Annotated in this window: 13 protein-coding genes; 2 read left to right on the forward strand and 11 right to left on the reverse strand. The window is 64.0% G+C overall.

The window, feature by feature from the left end; translation table 11 throughout:
- Positions 1 to 3: 3 nt before the first annotated feature.
- From J2X56_RS13095 to J2X56_RS13125, 7 genes are all read right to left on the reverse strand, one after another.
- Positions 4 to 753, reverse strand: a complete 750-nt coding sequence (locus tag J2X56_RS13095) for an amino acid ABC transporter ATP-binding protein (RefSeq protein ID WP_121038437.1) — start codon at positions 751 to 753, stop codon at positions 4 to 6.
- A gap of 62 nt (positions 754 to 815) precedes the next feature.
- Positions 816 to 1,688: a transporter substrate-binding domain-containing protein gene (locus tag J2X56_RS13100; RefSeq protein ID WP_121038434.1), complete on the reverse strand. Its 873-nt coding sequence runs from the start codon at positions 1,686 to 1,688 to the stop codon at positions 816 to 818.
- Positions 1,689 to 1,726: 38 nt separating this feature from the next.
- The gene (locus J2X56_RS13105; RefSeq protein WP_310160599.1) at positions 1,727 to 2,686 is read right to left on the reverse strand and encodes an N-carbamoyl-D-amino-acid hydrolase; all 960 of its coding nucleotides are present in this window, start codon (positions 2,684 to 2,686) and stop codon (positions 1,727 to 1,729) included.
- Entirely contained in the window at positions 2,683 to 4,155 is a 1,473-nt protein-coding gene (hydA, locus tag J2X56_RS13110) for a dihydropyrimidinase (RefSeq protein ID WP_121038428.1), read from the reverse strand. Before hydA ends, J2X56_RS13105 begins: the two co-directional genes overlap by 4 nt.
- Before the next feature lie 15 nt (positions 4,156 to 4,170).
- Positions 4,171 to 4,950 carry an SDR family oxidoreductase gene (locus J2X56_RS13115; RefSeq protein WP_121038425.1) on the reverse strand — a complete coding sequence of 260 codons (780 nt, stop codon included), beginning with the start codon at positions 4,948 to 4,950 and terminating at the stop codon, positions 4,171 to 4,173.
- A 10-nt stretch (positions 4,951 to 4,960) separates the two neighbouring features.
- On the reverse strand, positions 4,961 to 5,902 hold the full coding sequence (locus tag J2X56_RS13120) for a dihydrodipicolinate synthase family protein (RefSeq protein WP_121038422.1): 942 nt from the start codon (positions 5,900 to 5,902) through the stop codon (positions 4,961 to 4,963).
- 131 nt (positions 5,903 to 6,033) lie between these two features.
- Positions 6,034 to 6,978: a LysR substrate-binding domain-containing protein gene (locus J2X56_RS13125; protein WP_121038419.1), complete on the reverse strand. Its 945-nt coding sequence runs from the start codon at positions 6,976 to 6,978 to the stop codon at positions 6,034 to 6,036.
- Between the two features lie 118 nt (positions 6,979 to 7,096).
- Between J2X56_RS13125 and J2X56_RS13130 the strand changes: the two genes are divergently transcribed.
- Complete coding sequence (locus tag J2X56_RS13130) at positions 7,097 to 7,783, forward strand: aspartate/glutamate racemase family protein (RefSeq protein ID WP_121038416.1); 687 nt, start codon at positions 7,097 to 7,099, stop codon at positions 7,781 to 7,783.
- Between the two features lie 8 nt (positions 7,784 to 7,791).
- Entirely contained in the window at positions 7,792 to 9,207 is a 1,416-nt protein-coding gene (locus tag J2X56_RS13135; protein ID WP_134134785.1) for an FAD-binding oxidoreductase, read from the forward strand.
- Positions 9,208 to 9,296: 89 nt separating this feature from the next.
- On the opposite strand, the gene lpdA is transcribed toward J2X56_RS13135, so the two are convergent.
- From lpdA to gshA, 4 genes are all read right to left on the reverse strand, one after another.
- Positions 9,297 to 11,072, reverse strand: a complete 1,776-nt coding sequence (lpdA, locus tag J2X56_RS13140) for a dihydrolipoyl dehydrogenase (protein ID WP_134134784.1) — start codon at positions 11,070 to 11,072, stop codon at positions 9,297 to 9,299.
- A 30-nt stretch (positions 11,073 to 11,102) separates the two neighbouring features.
- The gene (gene aceF / locus J2X56_RS13145) at positions 11,103 to 12,770 is read right to left on the reverse strand and encodes a dihydrolipoyllysine-residue acetyltransferase (protein ID WP_121040303.1); all 1,668 of its coding nucleotides are present in this window, start codon (positions 12,768 to 12,770) and stop codon (positions 11,103 to 11,105) included.
- Between the two features lie 202 nt (positions 12,771 to 12,972).
- On the reverse strand, positions 12,973 to 15,669 hold the full coding sequence (gene aceE, locus J2X56_RS13150) for a pyruvate dehydrogenase (acetyl-transferring), homodimeric type (RefSeq protein ID WP_121038407.1): 2,697 nt from the start codon (positions 15,667 to 15,669) through the stop codon (positions 12,973 to 12,975).
- A 546-nt stretch (positions 15,670 to 16,215) separates the two neighbouring features.
- Complete coding sequence (gshA, locus tag J2X56_RS13155) at positions 16,216 to 17,811, reverse strand: glutamate--cysteine ligase (RefSeq protein ID WP_134134782.1); 1,596 nt, start codon at positions 17,809 to 17,811, stop codon at positions 16,216 to 16,218.
- Positions 17,812 to 17,962: the final 151 nt, after the last annotated feature.

Below are 17,962 nucleotides of genomic sequence, written 5' to 3' on the forward strand. Positions count from 1 at the left end.
GGCTCAGCCGTGCTGTGCGAAGCGCGCCACGAAGGCCTTGGTGCGAGCCTGCTGCGGATCGCCGAAGATCTGCTCGGGCGGCCCTTCCTCGACGATCACGCCACCGTCCATGAAAACCACACGGTCGGCCGCCGCCCGGGCAAAGGCCATTTCGTGCGTGACCACCAGCATGGTCATGCCAGCCTCGCGCAACTGCCGCATCACCTGCAGCACACTGCCGACCAGTTCGGGGTCGAGCGCGCTGGTGGGTTCATCGAAGAGCATCACCTTGGGTTCCAGCGCGATGCCCCGGGCAATGCCCACGCGCTGCTGCTGTCCGCCGGAGAGCTGGCCGGGGAAGGCAGATGCCTTCTCCAGCATGCCCACCTGTTCCAAGGCGCGCCGCGCGCGGCGCTCGGCCTCGGCATGCGTATGCTTCTGGACCTTCTTCAGCGCCAGCATCACATTGCCCAGCACGCTCATGTGCGGATACAGGTTGAACTGCTGGAACACCATGCCGATCTTCTGGCGTACCGCATTGAGATCGGTGCGGGCATGCATGATGTCCTGCCCATCCACCACGATCTGGCCGGCGCTGGGTTCTTCGAGCCGGTTGCAGCAACGCAGCATGGTGCTCTTGCCCGAACCGGACGGACCGATCACGCAGATCAACTGGCCAGGCCGTACGCGCAGGTCGATCCCGCGCAGGACGGTATTGCCTTCATAGGACTTGTGCAGGCCGACAATTTCTAGGATGGGAGCGGCAAGGTTCATGGAGGCTTCTGTCTCGGTTCAGGCGGTCGGCGTGAAGTGTCGGCTCAGTGGCATCAGTTGCATCAGTTGCACTTGAGCGTCACCGGGGTCGGGTCGTAACCATCCAGCCCAGGCACGCCCTGCCCCACGCCGACCTTGACCACGGTGGCATCGGCGGCCGGGGTATAGCCGAACCACTTCTGCGCGATCTTGCCCAGCGTGCCATCCTGCTTCATGCATTTGAGCGCCATGCCGGCAGCATCGCGGCCGGCCTTGTCGTCCAGGCGGAAGGCCAGCGCCCACACCAGACCGGTCTTGACGGTGTAAGTGGTCTGCACGGCAGGATTCTGTTTGGCAGCCCAGGCGGCTACCGTACTGCCGGCCAGGTTGGCATCGGCGCGGCCGGATTGCACCGCCTGCACCGCATCGGCATTGTTGCCATAGACGTCGTACTTGAAACCGTACTTGGGGGCGTTGTCACGCGCCCAGAGTTCATAGGCAGAGCCCTTGTTGACCGAGATGGTCTTGCCCTTGAGGTCATCCAGCGCATTGATGGGGGCTGCCCCCTTCTTGATGACGAAGGTGTAGTCGGTATCGAGATAGCCTTCGGTGAAGAGCATGGCCTTGGCGCGCTCCGGGGTGGCGGTGACGGGAGCCAGCACGAAGTCATATTTTTTGGCATTCAGGCCCGGCACCAGCCCGGAAAATTCCGTGCCTTCGATTTCGATCTTGCGGCCCAGGCGGCGTGCCAGTTCTTCGCCCAGGTCGATGTTGAAACCTTGCAGGCCGCCGCCCAGCTTGACCATCGCATGCGGCGCAAAGGTGGCATCGACTCCGGTGCGCAGCGGGCCACCCTGGGCCATGGCACCGGCCGACAGCAGTGCACTGGCCGAGAGAACGGCCAGCAGGGAGTATTTCAGGGAAGACTTGGAAGGCAGGACCAGGAACGGAAACATCGCAACACTCCTCGATTGGGTGGAAGGTGGACAGTGATTCAGGTAGACAGCTCGGACGGTGCCAGCGGCGCACCGGCGCCGGTGCGCTCGACAATGAGGCGGTAATGTTCCGGACGGCGGTGCTTGGCGAAATTGAAGACGTGCTGCAGGAAAGTTTCACCCAGTTGCAGATCGCAACTGGCGAAGATCACCTCATCTTCTTCACCCTGCGCCTGCGCCACGATCTCGCCGGAAGGCGCGACGATGGCCGAGCCGCCGATCATGTGGAAGCCATCCTCGAAGCCGCACTTGGCAGCGGCCGCCACCCACAACCCGTTCTGGTAGGCATTGGCCTGCAGCGACAGCAGGTGGTGGAACATGCGCAGATGGGGTGGTTCGTTCCAGTGGATGTTCCAGGACGGCGTGTTGTAGCCCAGCGTGACGATGCGTGCGCTCTGCAGGCTCATGACGCGATAGGTCTCGGGCCAGCGCCGGTCATTGCACAGGCACTGGCCGATGCGGGTGCCCAGCATGTCGGTGACGCCAAAGCCATCGTTGCCGACTTCGAAGTACTTCTTTTCCAGATGCTGGAAGGGTGCATCGGGCTTGTGGTCGCTGTGTCCCGGCAGGTGGATCTTGCGATAGCGCGCCACGATCCGGGCTGTTTCATCCACGAGGATAGCGGTGTTGTAGTGATGGCCATCGGGGGTCAGTTCGCCATAGCCGAGGTAGAAACCGATCCTGAGCTGCGCGGCCAGTTCGAACAAGGGCCGTGTCTGCGGGCCCGGCATCTCGGCCTCAAAGAAACGTGCATCGACCTCGGCCTGGTCTTCCATCCAGTAACGCGGGAAGAACGTGGTCAGCGCCAGCTCCGGGAACACCACCATCTTCGCGCCACGGGCTGCGGCCTCGCGCATCATCTCCAGCAGGCGGCGCACCACCGTGGCCCGGTCCTCGGCCAGTTGCACGGGCCCCATCTGCGCCACGGCCAGGCCGAAGCGATTGTCCTTGTTGCTCATTGCGATTCCCATGCCTTTCCCTTGAGGCCGAGCAAGCCCGGCAGATGGCTGCGCGTCGGCCGCTGCGCAATACTGGCCGGTGCCGGACAGTGGCGTGCGATGAAGCGGCCCGAGCCGCGCGCCACTTTCAATTCCCCCTCGCTGACCACCACGCGGCCGCGGCTGGTGACCACTTCCGGCCACCCCCGGATGTGCCGTCCTTCATAGGGCGTATAGCCGACGTTGTCGTGCAGGAGCGCTGCGGTGATGGTGGTCTCGCGTTCCGGGTTCCAGATCACCAGATCGGCATCGAGCCCCTCGGCGATATTGCCCTTGCAGTGCGACAGCCCATACATGTGGGCGTGATTGGTGGCCGTCAGGCGCACGAATTCGTGGATGTCGAGGCGGCCTTTGAGCACGCCCTCGGAGAACAGCAGCGGCAGACGCAGCTCGATGCCCGGCACGCCGTTGGCCATTTCCTTGAAGGTGGTGTCTTCACCGCGCGGCAGCTTGCCGCTCTCGTCGAAGCGATACGGCGCATGGTCGGAGCTATACATGCCCAGCGTGCCATCCTTGAGCCCGGCCCACACCGCCTCCTGGGCATTGGCATCGCGCGGCGGCGGGCTACAGCAATACTTGGCTCCCTCCACGCCGGGCAGATCGATATCCTCGGCCGTGAGGAACAGATATTGCGGGCAGCTCTCAGCATAGATCTGCGCGCCAAGCAGTCTGGCATTGCGGATGGTCTGCACCGTTTCGGCCCCGGCCACGTGCACGATCAACACCGGAACACCGATCAGGCGCGACAGCGCAATGGCACGCTGGCTGGCTTCGGCCTCAGCGAGCGGATCGTGGGCCACTGCGTGGAACTTGGGCGCGGTATGGCCCTGGTCCAACAGGCGCGAGGCGAGCCAGCGGATCATGTCGTGGTTCTCGGCATGGATCATCACCAGCGCCCCTTCGCGGCCGGCCAGCGCCATCACGTCCAGCAACTGGTAGTCATCAAGCTTGAGGGCGTTGTAGGTCATGTAGACCTTCAGCGAGGTGATGCCATCGCGGATGGCTTGCGGCAGGTCGTGTTGCAGGGCCTGCTCGTCGGGGTCGGCCAGGATCAGGTGGAAGCCATAGTCGATCACCGCCTTTTCGCGGGCACGCTGCGCATAGTCGGCGATCACGTCGGGGATGCGGTTGCCGCGATGCTGGGCCGCGAACGGGATGATGGTGGTGGTACCGCCAAAAGCCGCCGAGACCGAGCCCGAATAGAAATCATCGGCACACATCATGCCCATGCCGGAGAGCTGCTCGATGTGGCAATGGCTGTCGATGCCGCCAGGCAGGACCCAGCGTCCGGCGGCATCGATGTCCTCGCGTCCTGGCGGCAGGTGCGGCGCAATGCGCGCGATCACGCCGTCCTTGACGCCAATATCGGCAAAGAAGGTCTCGCGGTCGGTAGAGATGCGGCCGTTGCGGATGGTGAGGTCGAAGTCCATGCGGGAGTCTTGAGGTCAGAAGGTTCCGGGATAGGCACCGCCATCCATGAGCAGGTTTTGTCCTGTGACAAAACCTGCCTGGGCGCTGCACAGCCAGGCGCAGGCGTCGCCGAATTCGGCAGGCTGGCCGAAGCGGCGGGCCGGGTTGGCGGCGCGGCGGGCCGTCAGCACCTCTTCGGCCGACTTGCCGCTGCCGCGTGCGCTGGCCGCGGCCGTCGTCAGCAGTCGCTCGGTCTCGAAAGGACCGGGCAGCAGGTTGTTGATGGTCACGTTGTGGGCCACGGTCGTTCTTGCCAGGCCGGCGACGAATCCGGTCAGGCCGGAGCGCGCGCCGTTGGACAAACCGAGGATGTCGATGGGCGCCTTCACCGCACCGGAGGTGATGTTGACGATGCGGCCGAAGCCACGCTGCATCATGCCATCCACGGTGGCCTTGATCAGTTCGATGGGGGTGAGCATGTTGGCATCGATGGCCGCGATCCAGTCCTCGCGCGACCATTCGCGGAAATCGCCCGGCTTGGGACCGCCGGCGTTGGTGACCAGGATGTCCGGCGCGGGACAGGCGGCCAGCGCCAGTGCGCGGCCCTCGGGCGTGGTGATGTCGCCGGCCACCGTCGTGACGGTGGCCCCGGTGGCCGCGCGTACCTGCTGCGCTGCGGCTTCAAGGACTTCGGCCCCGCGTGCGGTCATGGTCACGGCCACGCCCTCGCGTGCCAGCGAGATGGCACAGGCCAGGCCCAGGCCTTTGCTGGAGGCACATACCAGGGCGCGTCGCCCGCTGATTCCCAGATCCATCGGCGGCTCCTCAGCGGATGGCCAGCGCGCCGCGCTGATCCAGGTCCAGGCCCACGCGGGCGATCACGGCTTCCAGTTCGCGCTCGGTCTCGGGATCGATGCGCATGCCCGGCGAACGGATCGCATCGCTGCTGATGACGCCGCGCTTGCGATAGACATACTTGCGCAGCGACAGGCCGATCTTGGGCTGGAACTCGTAACGGATCAGCGGGCAATACTTGTCGAAGGTCGCTGCCGCACCCGCCAGGTCACCGGCGGCGAACTGGTTGTAGATGCGCACCAGGATCTCGGGGAAGGCAAAGCCGGTCATGGTCCCGACCGCGCCACGCTGCAGCTCTTCCAGGAAATACACGCCGCCCAGGCCGCCGAAGATGCGCATCGATTCACCGGCCAGGTCGCGGATGCGGCTGATCTTCTGGCCCACCGGCGGTTCTTCCATCTTGATGAAGTTGACGCCGCCCTCACGTCCCAGGCGGGCAATCACCTCGGCCTTGATCTCGGTCCCGAAGGAATCGGGGAAGTCATGGATCACGACAGGAATGGACAGGGCTGCAGCCAGCGACTTGTAATAGTCGAACTGCACCGCATCCGAAGCCATGTCCAGGGGTGCTGCGAAGACGGCCGCCGCACCCGCCTCGGCCGCTTCCGTGGCTTGCTCGATGGCACCGGCCAGGCCCAGGGCGCGCACGCCGACCCAGACCGGCACCCGTCCTGCTGCACACTTGACGAACGTTGACGTCACCGCGCGGCGCTCTGCATTGGAGAGCTTGTGCGCTTCCCCCAAGAAACCGAGGATGGCCAGGCCCGAGACGCCGGCTTCGATCTGGAACTCGACCAGGGTAGCGATGCTGCCCAGGTCCAGTGCGCCATCGGCAGTGAAAGGCGTGGGGCAGATGGTATAGACACCGCGCGCAGTGGCCAGCGCGGAAGCAGGGGCAAGAGTTGAAGACATGCGCGACGTTCCATGAAGAGAGTGTGGACACGGTGGCCCGCCTGAGGGCGGACCGGAGAAGTTGGAAATGATTGTCGTGGAGTCATCTGCGCTTGTCGCTTGCCTTTTTGTGTGCTTGCCTTAACGTCGTGTTAATCGCCGGTTCCAGCCGATATGTTCGTTTCTTCATCAGGCAGGCCATATCCCTGCGCCCGCACCAGCTGCTGCAGTTCAGCAATGAAGGCTTGGGTCAATTGCGAGAGCGGCTCGGTTCGCACATGCACCAGGTTGGCCCGCAAGATGGGGGCGCGCGCCACCGGCCGCACCACCATCTGGCTGGTGCCGGCCCAGCTGCGCACCGAAAACTCATCGACCAGCGCCACCCCCGCCCCCATCTGCACCAGCGAACAGGCGTTCTGGGGCGAGCCCACTTCCATGATGGGGCGCAGGGGCTCTTCCTCGGTCTGGTAGAAGCGTCCGACGATGCCGCCGAAGGGCGAATCGCGGTTGTAGGAGATCAGCGGGAATGGCCGCAGATCGGCCAGGCTCAGCGTGCCGCGCCGGGTCAGTTCGTGGTTGTAGGGCAGCACGCAGACCAGGCGGTTGCTGCACAGGGGCGTGACCTGCAGGCTGGGGTGTTCCATCGGCAGGATGATGATGCCCAGGTCGGCCTGGCGCGACAGCAGGCGGTCCTTGAGGTAGCCATAGTTGAGACAGTGGAAGGTCAGCTTGACCTCCGGATGGCGGTTGCGGAACAGCGCGATGGCCTGCGGGATCAGCATCTGCCCGATGCTCGGGCTGGAGACGATGTTGAGAATGCCGCTGCGGTTTTCCGACAGGTCGGTGGCCAGCTCGTTGACGCGCTGCACCGCCTGATACACATGTTCCACTTCATGGAACAGCTTCTTGGCCTCGGGCGTGGCGTAGAGCCGGCCCTTGATGCGTTCGAACAGGGCGAAGCCGACCCGTTGCTCGGTGTGGGAGAGCAGGCGGCTCACCGCCGGCTGCGAGACAAACAGCAATTGCGAGGCACCGCTGATGGAGCCGGTCGTCATGACCGCGCGGAACACCTCGATCTGGCGCAGGTTCAGTGCCATGGATCCTCATCGCGCATAACAGCATGTTAAGGGGAACACACAAATGAGCAAGGAGCATGCCCGTCGGCCTGGGGTAGAGTCGTTGCCTGTGCTGACTCCTGTTTTGCGAGAAACCATCATGTCCCTTGTCCCGGCCGACGGCCCTGCCCTGTTCGTCATCAATCCCAATAGTACGGCCGCCGTCACGCGCGGCATCGATGCGGCCATGACGCCGCTGCGCATGGCCGGCGGACCGGCCATCGAATGCCTGTCGCTGCCGTCGGGACCGCCCGGCATCCAGACCCAGCAGGACGTGGACAACGTGGCCCCGCAGCTGGTGGCGCTGGCGCGCTCCTTGCGTGCCCATGCGGGGGCTTTCGTGATTGCCTGCTATTCCGATCCCGGCCTGCACGCGGTACGCGAGGCGGTGGACGTGCCGGTGCTGGGCATCATGGAAAGTGGCGTGCTGACGGCCCTGACACTGGGCCAGCGCTTCGGCGTCATCGCCATCCTGCCGGGCTCGATCCCGCGCCATCTGCGCGCCTATGGCGCGATGGGCGTGCAATCACGGCTGGCGGGCGAACTGGCCATCGGCCTGAACGTGACCGATCTGGCCGACTACGACCGCACGCTGGCCCGCATGTGCGAAGTGGGCCTGCGCCTGCGCGATACGCAGGGTGCCGACGTGATCGTCATGGGTTGCGCCGGCATGGCGGTCTATCGGGACGCCTTGCAGGAAGCGCTGGGCATACCGGTGGTGGAACCCAGCCAGGCAGCAGCGGCCATGGCCATCGGCCGCATCAAGATGAACTGGCATGGTGCCTGAGGACCGATATGAATGAAAATACCCAGCAACTGATCGAGCAACTGCGCAGCATCGTGGGGGATGCCGGACTGGTCACCGCAGCCGACGAGCAGGCGCCGTACGTGAAGGATTGGCTCAACAAATGGCAAGGCCGCGTCGCCGTCGTGGTGCGCCCGGCCGACACCGCGCAAACCGCCGAGGTGGTGCGCCTGTGCCACCAGACCCATACCCCCATCGTCACCCAGGGCGGCAACACCGGCATGAGTGGCGGCGCTACACCCGACGACAGCGGCGCCCAGGTGATTCTCTCGACCACGCGCATGAACCGCATCCGCGCAGTGGACCCCATCAACAACACCATGACGGTGGACGCCGGGGTGATCCTGGCCCATGCACAGGAAGCGGCGCGCGCCGCAGGACGCTACTTCCCGCTCAGCCTGGGGGCCGAAGGCAGCTGCACGGTCGGCGGCAACCTGGCCACCAATGCCGGCGGAATTGCGGTACTGCGCTTTGGCAACATGCGCGAGCTGGCGCTGGGACTGGAGGTGGTCCTGCCCGATGGCCGCATCTGGAATGGCTTGCGCGGCCTGCGCAAGGACAACACCGGCTACGACCTGCGCGACCTGTTCATTGGCTCCGAAGGTACGCTGGGCGTGATCACCGGCGCGGTACTGAAACTGTTTTCGCAACCGCACGCGCGCGCTACCGCCTGGGTCGGCTGCGACAGCCTGGCGCAGCTGGCCGAGCTGCTGGCGCGCACGCGGGCGCGCTGCGGCGACCGGCTGGTGGCTTTCGAGATGATGTCGGCCGCCTCGCTGGCGCTGGTGCTGCAGCACGTCACCGACACCCGCGCGCCGCTGGCGCAGCCGGCTCGCTACAACGCCCTGATCGAACTGGCCGATACCGAAGACCTGGGCTTGCAATCCATGCTGGAGGAGCTGCTCGGGCAAGCCATGGAAGATGCGCTGGTCACTGACGCCATGCTCTGCTCCAACGGTACCCAGGCCGCCGCCCTGTGGAAAATCCGCGAGGGCATTTCGCAGGCGCAGGTACGGGCGGGCAAGGTCATCAAGCACGACATCGCCCTGCCGATCTCGGCCATCGCCGGGTTCGTGGACCAGGCCGAGCGCGCGATCGCCGCTTGCGGGCTGCAGGCCGAGATCATCAACTTCGGCCACCTGGGCGATGGCAACCTGCACTTCAATGTGATGATCCCGCTGACCTCTTCTTATGAAGAGGTCAGGCAGGCCACGTTGCAGCTCAACCGGCTGGTGCACGACCTGGTGACGGAGAAACAAGGCAGCATCAGCGCCGAACATGGCGTGGGCCAATTGCGGCGCGACGAACTGCGGCACTACAAGTCGCCGCTGGAGATGGAACTGATGCTGCGCATCAAGCAGGCGTTTGATCCCAACCTGATCATGAATCCGGGCAAGTTGCTCTAGCCGGAGAATGAAGCAGGCTTGAACCGTGAATGCACGAAAAAAATGGCGGACCCGAGGGTCCGCCATTTTGTTCATGCAAGACGCTGCGCTTACTTCTTGCGCTGCGGCGGCAAGTCCGTGCAATGCCCTTCTGCGACTTCAGCGGCCATGCCCAGCGATTCACCCAGGGTCGGGTGCGGGTGGATGGTCTTGCCGATATCGACGGCATCCGCGCCCATCTCGATGGCCAGCGCCACTTCGCCGATCATGTCGCCTGCGTGCGTACCGACGATGCCGCCACCGATGATGCGATGGGTCTCGGCATCAAAGAGCAGCTTGGTGAAACCTTCCGAACGGCCATTGGCCACGGCGCGGCCGGAAGCGGCCCACGGGAAGTGGCCCTTCTCTATCTTGATACCCTTGGCCTTGGCTTCGTCTTCGGTCACGCCGACCCATGCCACTTCCGGATCGGTATAAGCCACCGAGGGGATCACGCTGGCATCGAAGAAGCTCTTCTCGCCGGCAATCGCTTCAGCAGCCACGTGGCCTTCGTGCACCGCCTTGTGCGCCAGCATGGGCTGGCCCACCAGGTCGCCGATGGCGAAGATGTGCGGCACGTTGGTGCGCATCTGCTTGTCCACGGCGATGAAGCCGCGATCGGAGACGATCACGCCCGCCTTGTCGGCCGACAGCTTCTTGCCGTTCGGGCTGCGGCCCACGGCCACCAGCACCAGGTCGTACAGTTGCGGCTCGGGTGCAGTCGCACCGGCTTCAGCGGCTTCGAACGTGACCTTGATGCCTTCCGGCAGGGCTTCCACGGCCACGGTCTTGGTCTTGACCATGACGTTGTCGAAGCGCTTCTCGTTGAACTTCTGCCAGACCTTGACCATGTCGCGGTCCGCGCCTTGCATCAGGCCATCCATCATCTCGACCACGTCGATGCGTGCGCCCAGGGTGGAATAGACGGTGGCCATTTCCAGGCCGATGATGCCGCCGCCGATGACCAGCATGCGCTTGGGCACCTGGCGCAGTTCCAGCGCGCCGGTCGAATCGACGATGCGCGGATCCTGCGGTACGAACGGCAGGTTCACCACGGACGAACCGGCGGCGATGATGGCGTGCTTGAACTGCACCACCTTCTTGCTGCCGTCCCCGGCGGTGACTTCGATGTGGTTGGGGCCGGCGAACTGGCCGTCACCACGGACCACCTGCACCTTGCGCGCCTTGGCCATGCCGGCCAGGCCACCGGTCATGGTGCCGATGACCTTGTCCTTGTAGGCGCGCAGCTTGTCGATGTCGATCTCGGGCTTGCCGAAGCTCACGCCGTGCGAGGCCATGGCGGCGGTCTCGTCGATCACGGCCGCCACGTGCAGCAGGGCCTTGGAGGGGATGCAGCCGACATTGAGGCAGACGCCACCCAAGGTGGCATCGCGCTCGACGATGACGGTATTGAGACCCAGGTCGGCCGCGCGGAAGGCAGCCGAGTAACCGCCAGGACCACCACCGAGCACCATCACGTCGCACTGCACGTCGGCGCTGCCGCCGAAGCTGGCAGCGGCCGGTGCCGCCACCGGTGCGGCGGGTGCAGCAGCAGGCGCGGCAGCCGGAGCGGGTGCAGCGGCCGGTGCCGGTGCGGCAGCCGCTTCACCAGCGGCTTCCACCAGCAACAGCAGCGAGCCTTCGGCGACCTTGTCACCGACCTTGACCTTCACTTCCTTGACCACGCCGGCCTGGCTGGACGGGATTTCCATGCTGGCCTTGTCGGATTCGACGGTGATCAGCGACTGATCCACCTTGATGGTGTCGCCGACCTTGACCATCACCTCGATGACTTCGACTTCCTTGAAATCCCCGATATCGGGGACCTTGACTTCAGAGAGACTCATTGTCCTGACTCCGTAATGTTCGGTGGTGGCTTAGAGGAGCGACTTGCGCAGATCGCCCAGCACGTCGGCCAGATAAGCCGAGAAGCGCGCGCCCATGGCGCCGTCGATGACGCGGTGGTCATAGGACAGCGAGGTCGGCAGCATCAGGCGCGGCACGAACTGCTTGCCATCCCACACCGGCTTGGTGATCGACTTGGACAAGCCCAGGATGGCCACTTCCGGCGCATTGATGATGGGCGTGAAGGCGGTACCGCCAATGCCACCCAGCGAGGAGATGGTGAAGGTCGCGCCTTGCATGTCGGCGGGCTTCAACTTGCCGTCGCGGGCTTGTGCGGACAGTTCGCCCATTTCGGTAGCGATCTGGCCGATGCTCTTCTGGTCGGCGTTCTTGATGACCGGAACCACCAGGCCATTCGGGGTATCGGCGGCGAAGCCGATGTTGTAGTACTTCTTCAGGATCAGGTTCTCGCCCTTCTCGTCCAGGGACGCATTGAAGGCCGGGAATTTCTTCAGGGCCGAAACGCTGGCCTTGATGACGAACGCCAGCATGGTCAGCTTGACCGGCGACTTGGCCTTGGCGAAGGCATCGTTGGAGGTCTTGCGGAATTCTTCCAGCTCGGTCACGTCGGCTTCGTCGAACTGCGTCACGTGGGGAATCATGACCCAGTTGCGATGCAGGTTGGGGCCGCTGATCTTCTTGATGCGCGACAGCGGTTGCAGTTCGGTTTCACCGAACTTGCTGAAGTCCAGCGACGGCCACGGCAACAGGTTCATGCCCGAGCCGCTGCCATTGGTCGCCGGTGCGGCAGCGGCCACCGAGGTGGAACCGGCCATGACGCCCTTGACGAAGTTCTGCACGTCCAATTGCAGGATGCGGCCCTTGGGACCGGTAGCCGGCACGCGCGACAGATCCACGCCCAGTTCGCGGGCAAACTTGCGCACGGAAGGCGAAGCGTGGGCCTTGCCGCCGGTGCTGGTGGCCGAAGCGGTAGCGATGGCGGGCACGGCGGCAGCGGCCGGCGCGGGTGCTGCAGCAGGAGCCGGTGCAGCGGCCGGAGCGGCTGCAGGTGCAGCGGCGGCGGCAGGAGCAGCGGCAGCAGCCGGTGCGCCACCTGCAGCTTCGATGGTGGCGATGATGCTGCCCTTGGCGACCTTGTCACCCAGCTTGATCTTCAGTTCCTTGATGACGCCGGCGTGGCTGGAGGGGATCTCCATGCTGGCCTTGTCGGATTCCACGGTCAGCAGGGATTGCTCGGCCTTGACGGTGTCGCCGACCTTGACCATGACTTCGATGACTTCCACTTCCTTGAAGTCGCCGATGTCGGGGACTTCGATCTCGACAGTGCCACCGCCGGCGGCGGCAGGCGCCGCGGCCGGAGCCGGTGCAGGTGCGGAAGCCTGCGCGGCGGCCGGCGCAGCGGCGGCGGCTTGCGGTGCGGCCGCAGGGGCCGCTGCAGCGCCCTCGCCTTCGACGATCACCAGCAGCGAACCTTCGGCGACCTTGTCACCGACCTTGACCTTGATTTCCTTGACCACGCCGGCCTGGCTGGACGGGATTTCCATGCTGGCCTTGTCGGATTCAACCGTGATCAGCGACTGGTCGACCTTGATCGTGTCACCGACCTTGACCATCACCTCAATGACTTCGACTTCCTTGAAATCGCCGATGTCCGGGACTTTTACTTCGACTTGACTCATCTGATGCGCTCCGTTGTTCTGTTCCCTGGCCTTGAACCAGGAGAAGTATTCGCAGGTGGGAAGGTACTTGCTGTGCCGCACGACGCAGCTTCTTGCGCCATCACATCATCGGGCGGCAGACCTTCCCCTTGGGTGGCAGTTCCAGACACGACACATCCCCGCGATCAGCAGGCTGAGGCGGGGATGGTCGGTCAGGCAGTCCTTACAGGGTCACCGGGTTCGGCTTGTTCGGATCGATGCCGTATTTGGCGATGGCTTGCGCCACCACTTCCGGCTTGATCTTGCCTTCATCGGCCAGCGACTTCAGGGCGGCCACGGTCACGAAGTAGCGGTTCACTTCGAAGAACTCACGCAGCTTGGCGCGGGTGTCCGAACGGCCGTAGCCGTCGGTGCCCAGCACCTTGTAGGAACGGCCCTTCGGCACGAAGGCACGGACCTGCTCGGCGTAGGTGCGCATGTAGTCGGTGGAGACCACGATCGGGCCTTCGCTGCCTTCCAGCGATTGCTCGAAGTAGCTCTTCTTCGGGGCCTCGGCCGGGTGCAGCATGTTCCAGCGCTCCACATCCTGGCCATCGCGGGCCAGCAGGGTGAAGGACGGTGCGGACCAGACGTCGGCGTCGACCTTCCAGTCATCGCGCAGCAGGTCGGCCGCAGCGATGACTTCGCGCAGGATGGTGCCCGAACCCAGCAGTTGCACGCGCAGCTTGTTTTCCTTGCCGCCTTCGTTCAACAGATACAGGCCCTTGATGATGCCCTCTTCCTGGCCCGGCTTGATGCCAGGGTGGCCGTAGTTCTCGTTCATCACGGTGATGTAGTAGAACACGTCTTCCTGGTTGGCCACCATGCGGCGCAGGCCGTCATGGATGATCACGGCGACTTCGTGGGCGAAGGTCGGGTCGTAGGGAATGCAGTTCGGGATCGCCGAGGCGAACACGTGGCTGTGGCCGTCTTCGTGCTGCAGGCCTTCACCGTTCAGTGTGGTACGGCCGGCGGTGCCGCCGATCAGGAAGCCGCGAGCGCGCATGTCACCGGCTGCCCATGCCAGGTCGCCGATACGCTGCAGACCGAACATGGAGTAGTAGGTGTAGAACGGAATCATCACGCGGTTGTTGGTCGAGTACGAGGTCGCCGCAGCGATCCACGAGCTCATGCCACCGGCTTCGTTGATGCCTTCCTGCAGGATCTGGCCGGCCTTGTCTTCGCGGTAGTACATCACCTGGTCCTTGTCGACCGGTTCGTACAGCTGGCCGACCTGGCTGAAGATGCCGATCTGGCGGAACAGGCCTTCCATACCGAAGGTACGGGACTCGTCGACCATGATGGGCACCACGCGCGGGCCCAGGTTGGGGTCGCGCAGCAGTGCGGTCAGCACGCGCGAATAAGCGGCGGTGGTGGAGATCTCACGGCCTTCGGCCGTGGGTTCCAGCATGGCCTGGAAGGCCGACAGTTCCGGCACCGGCAGCTTTTCGTCGGCGTGGACGCGGCGCTGCGGCAGGTAGCCGCCCAGGGCCTTGCGGCGCTCGTGCAGGTACTGCATTTCCGGCGCATCGTCAGCCGGCTTGAAGAACGGGATGTTGGGCAGCTCAGCGTCCGAGATCGGCAGCTGGAAGCGGTCGCGCATGGCGCGGATGGCTTCGTCGTCCAGTTTCTTGGTGTTGTGCGCAGTGTTGCGCGCTTCGCCGGCCTTGCCGAAACCATAGCCCTTGATGGACTTGGCCAGGATCACGGTCGGCTGGTCCTTGGATTCCTGCGCGACCTTGAAGGCCGCGTAGATCTTGTGCGGGTCGTGGCCGCCGCGGGTCAGGCGCCAGATGTCGTCATCCGACATCTTGGAGACCATTTCCAGCAGCTTGGGATGCTTGCCGAAGAAGTGCTTGCGCACGAAGGCGCCGTCCTTGGCCTTGTAGTTCTGGTACTCGCCGTCGACGGTTTCCATCATGACCTTCTGCAGGATGCCGTCCTTGTCCTTGGCCAGCAGCTCGTCCCAGCCGCTGCCCCAGATGACCTTGACCACGTTCCAGCCGGCGCCGCGGAAGTCGGACTCCAGTTCCTGGATGATCTTGCCATTGCCGCGCACCGGACCGTCCAGGCGCTGCAGGTTGCAGTTGACCACGATGACCAGGTTGTTCAGCTTTTCACGGCCGGCCATGCCGATGGCACCCATCGATTCTGGTTCGTCCATTTCGCCGTCGCCACAGAAGGCCCAGACCTTGCGGTTGTCGGTCTTGGCGATGCCACGGGCGTGCAGGTACTTCAGGAAGCGTGCCTGGTAAATCGCCATCAAGGGGCCCAGGCCCATCGAGACGGTCGGGAACTGCCAGAATTCCGGCATCAGCTTGGGGTGCGGGTAAGACGACAGGCCATGGCCGTCGGCTTCGCGGCGGAAGTGGATCAGCTGGTCTTCGGTCAGGCGGCCTTCCAGGAAGGCGCGCGCGTAGATGCCGGGCGAGGAGTGGCCCTGGATGTACAGCAGGTCGCCGCCGTGCTCTTCGGTCGGGGCGTGCCAGAAGTGGTTGAAGCCGATGCCCAGCATGTTGGCCAGCGACGCGAAGGAAGACAGGTGGCCACCCAGGTCGCCATCCACGCGGTTGGCCTTGACCACCATGGCCATGGCGTTCCAGCGCATCCAGGAGCGCAGGCGCTCTTCATATTCCAGGTTGCCCGGGCAGTGCTCGCCCTGGTCGGCCGGAATGGTGTTGACGTAGGCCGTGTTGCTGGAGAAGGGGATGTGGGCACCACGGCGGCGCGCCAGATCGACCATGCGTTCCATCAGGTAGTGGGCGCGGTCCGGGCCTTCCTTTTCGATCACGGCTTCGAGGGCGTCAAGCCACTCCTGGGTTTCCATCACATCGGGATCGTTGGCGGCCTGCGCCAGAACTTGATCGATTTGGGCTGACATGTCATGTCTCCTGGTTGTTGAGAGATTCGTCCGGTCGGGTGGACCAGGCGGGTCGGTCGGTTCATTCGGTACGCAATGCCGCCGGCAGGTGTTGCAGGAAAAGCGCCATGTGTTGCCTGTGCTGCAATCCTTCCCGGCCCGTGGGGCAAGGCGTTGGAGGCGAAACAGGCTTAAATGTACGGTCTTCCAGCCGTGTGGACGACGAATTTTATCAGGGAATTTTTGATTTTCAAATTACGATAATCAATTTCATAATGCGAAAATATGCTGCAAAGCGGCATGAATAGGGGCTTCCAGGGCCTCGTATTTTTACTATATGCCCCTGTGAGCGAGGGTTTCTTGCCCTGTTTGCAATGCCGCAAAGGCTGCCAGGAGAGCCTCAAACGGCATTTTTCGCACCATAAAAGTGAACGGAAAGAATTGCCAAGGCAGCAATGACCTGCCTTTCCGGCCGACAAGCAAAAACGCCTCGTCGAGGGACGAGGCGTTGCCATTTTGCATATCGTTCAGGGATTGCCCACCATAAATGAAGCGGAAGGTCCGGTATCAGATGGCGATATTGCCCAGGGTACTGGCCCGGTAGGCGGCCACGAAGGTATCGAAGTCGCCGACCTGGGTGCGCTCGATGTCGCGCTGGGCATCCAGCGAAGCCTGGGCGATGGCCACGAAGTCAGCCGTCCTGGAGGACGAGAGCGGACGGGCGATCAGTTCGGCGGCCTGGCGCTGGCTGTGGGCCAAGGTATAAGCCGGGAAGGAATTGCCGGCTTCGCGGATCTCGCGCAGTACACGCGCCGAGGGGGTGCTGTCGGGATCGGCCAGCTTGGCGCGCTGCACGGCCAGACTGTCGCGGTGCTGGGTGCCGCCGAGATGACGGTCCAGCAGCTCGGCGACCGGCTCCATGCGGTCCAGCAGTTGCTGGCCCCAGTCGGTGAGCAGCAGGCTTTCACCCTTGAACTGCAGCTTCAAGCCGGGACGGCGGCCTTCCTTGACGGTGGCCAGGAAGTTGGCACGGTTTTCCACGCCCTCCTCGTCCGAGGTCAGGCAGCTCGATTCCAGCGCCAGGAAGTGCAGGAACACATCCAGGAAACGCGCCGCTTCCAGGCCGATGCCCAGCGGGTTGAAGGGATCGATGTCCATGCAGCGCACTTCCACATACTGCACGCCGCGCGCCGACAGCGCCTGCACCGGGCGCTCGCCGCTGTTGATGACGCGCTTGGGGCGGATCGACGAGTAGAACTCGTTTTCGATCTGCAGGATGTTGGTATTGATCTGCACCCATTCACCATCGCGCTTGGTGCCGATGGCTTCATACGGCGGATACGGCTCGCTGACCGCATGCGCCAGGCTGCGGATGTAGGCCGGCAGGTTGTTGTAGTGCGGGGTGATGTTGGCCTGGGCGTGGTTCTGGTAGCCCAGGTCGCTCATGCGCAGGCTGGTGCCGTAGGGCAGGAAGAGCGTGTCTTCGGACAACGTCTCCAGCTGATGCGGCCGGCCGCGCAGGAAATTGGTCGCCACCGCCGGTGAAGCACCGAACAGGTACATCAGCAGCCAGCTGTAGCGGCGGAAGTTGCGGATCAGGGCAATGTAGCGCTCCGACTGATAATCGCGGCGTGACAGGGAAGGATCGACGGTGTCATCGCCGTCCCGCAGGACTTCCCACAAGTCTTCACTTAAAGAGAAGTTGTAGTGAATACCGGCGATGCACTGCATGGTGCGGCCATAGCGCAGCGCCAGGCCACGGCGGTAGACGTGCTTCAACATGCCGATGTGCGAGCTGCCGTACCAGGCCAGCGGAATCTCGTCTTCCGGCGGCAGCACGCAGGGCATCGAGGCATTCCACAGGAATTCGCCGTCCAGCTTGGTGTAGGCAAAGCGGTGGATCTCGTCCAGGCGCTGCAGGGCATCGGCGATGTCGGGCATGGCCGGGGTGATGAATTCCAGCAGCGCTTCGGAATAATCGGTGGTGATCAGGTCATTGGTCAGGGCCGAACCCAGCGCCGGCGGATGGGGCGTGCGGGCCAGATGACCCTGGCCGTCCACGCGCAGCGTCTCCCGTTCCACGCCGCGCAGGCCCTGGCCCAGCAGCGCAAGATGGTGCGGCTGGGAAAGCTGTTGCAGGCGGCGGGCGAGGAGATCGGTCATGCGGTAGTCCTTGGTTCTTGTCGCTATGTAGAACCCATTTCATAAATAGGCGTGAGTGCGAGCGAGTCCCGTTTGGGATGAAGTGCAAGGCGCGAATTTGGGTCAAGACTGGACGTCTTGACCCAAATTCGTAACGCAGCAATTCGCCCAA

The sequence above is a fragment of the Herbaspirillum sp. 1173 genome (genome assembly GCF_031455335.1).
Taxonomy (GTDB): domain Bacteria; phylum Pseudomonadota; class Gammaproteobacteria; order Burkholderiales; family Burkholderiaceae_D; genus Herbaspirillum; species Herbaspirillum huttiense.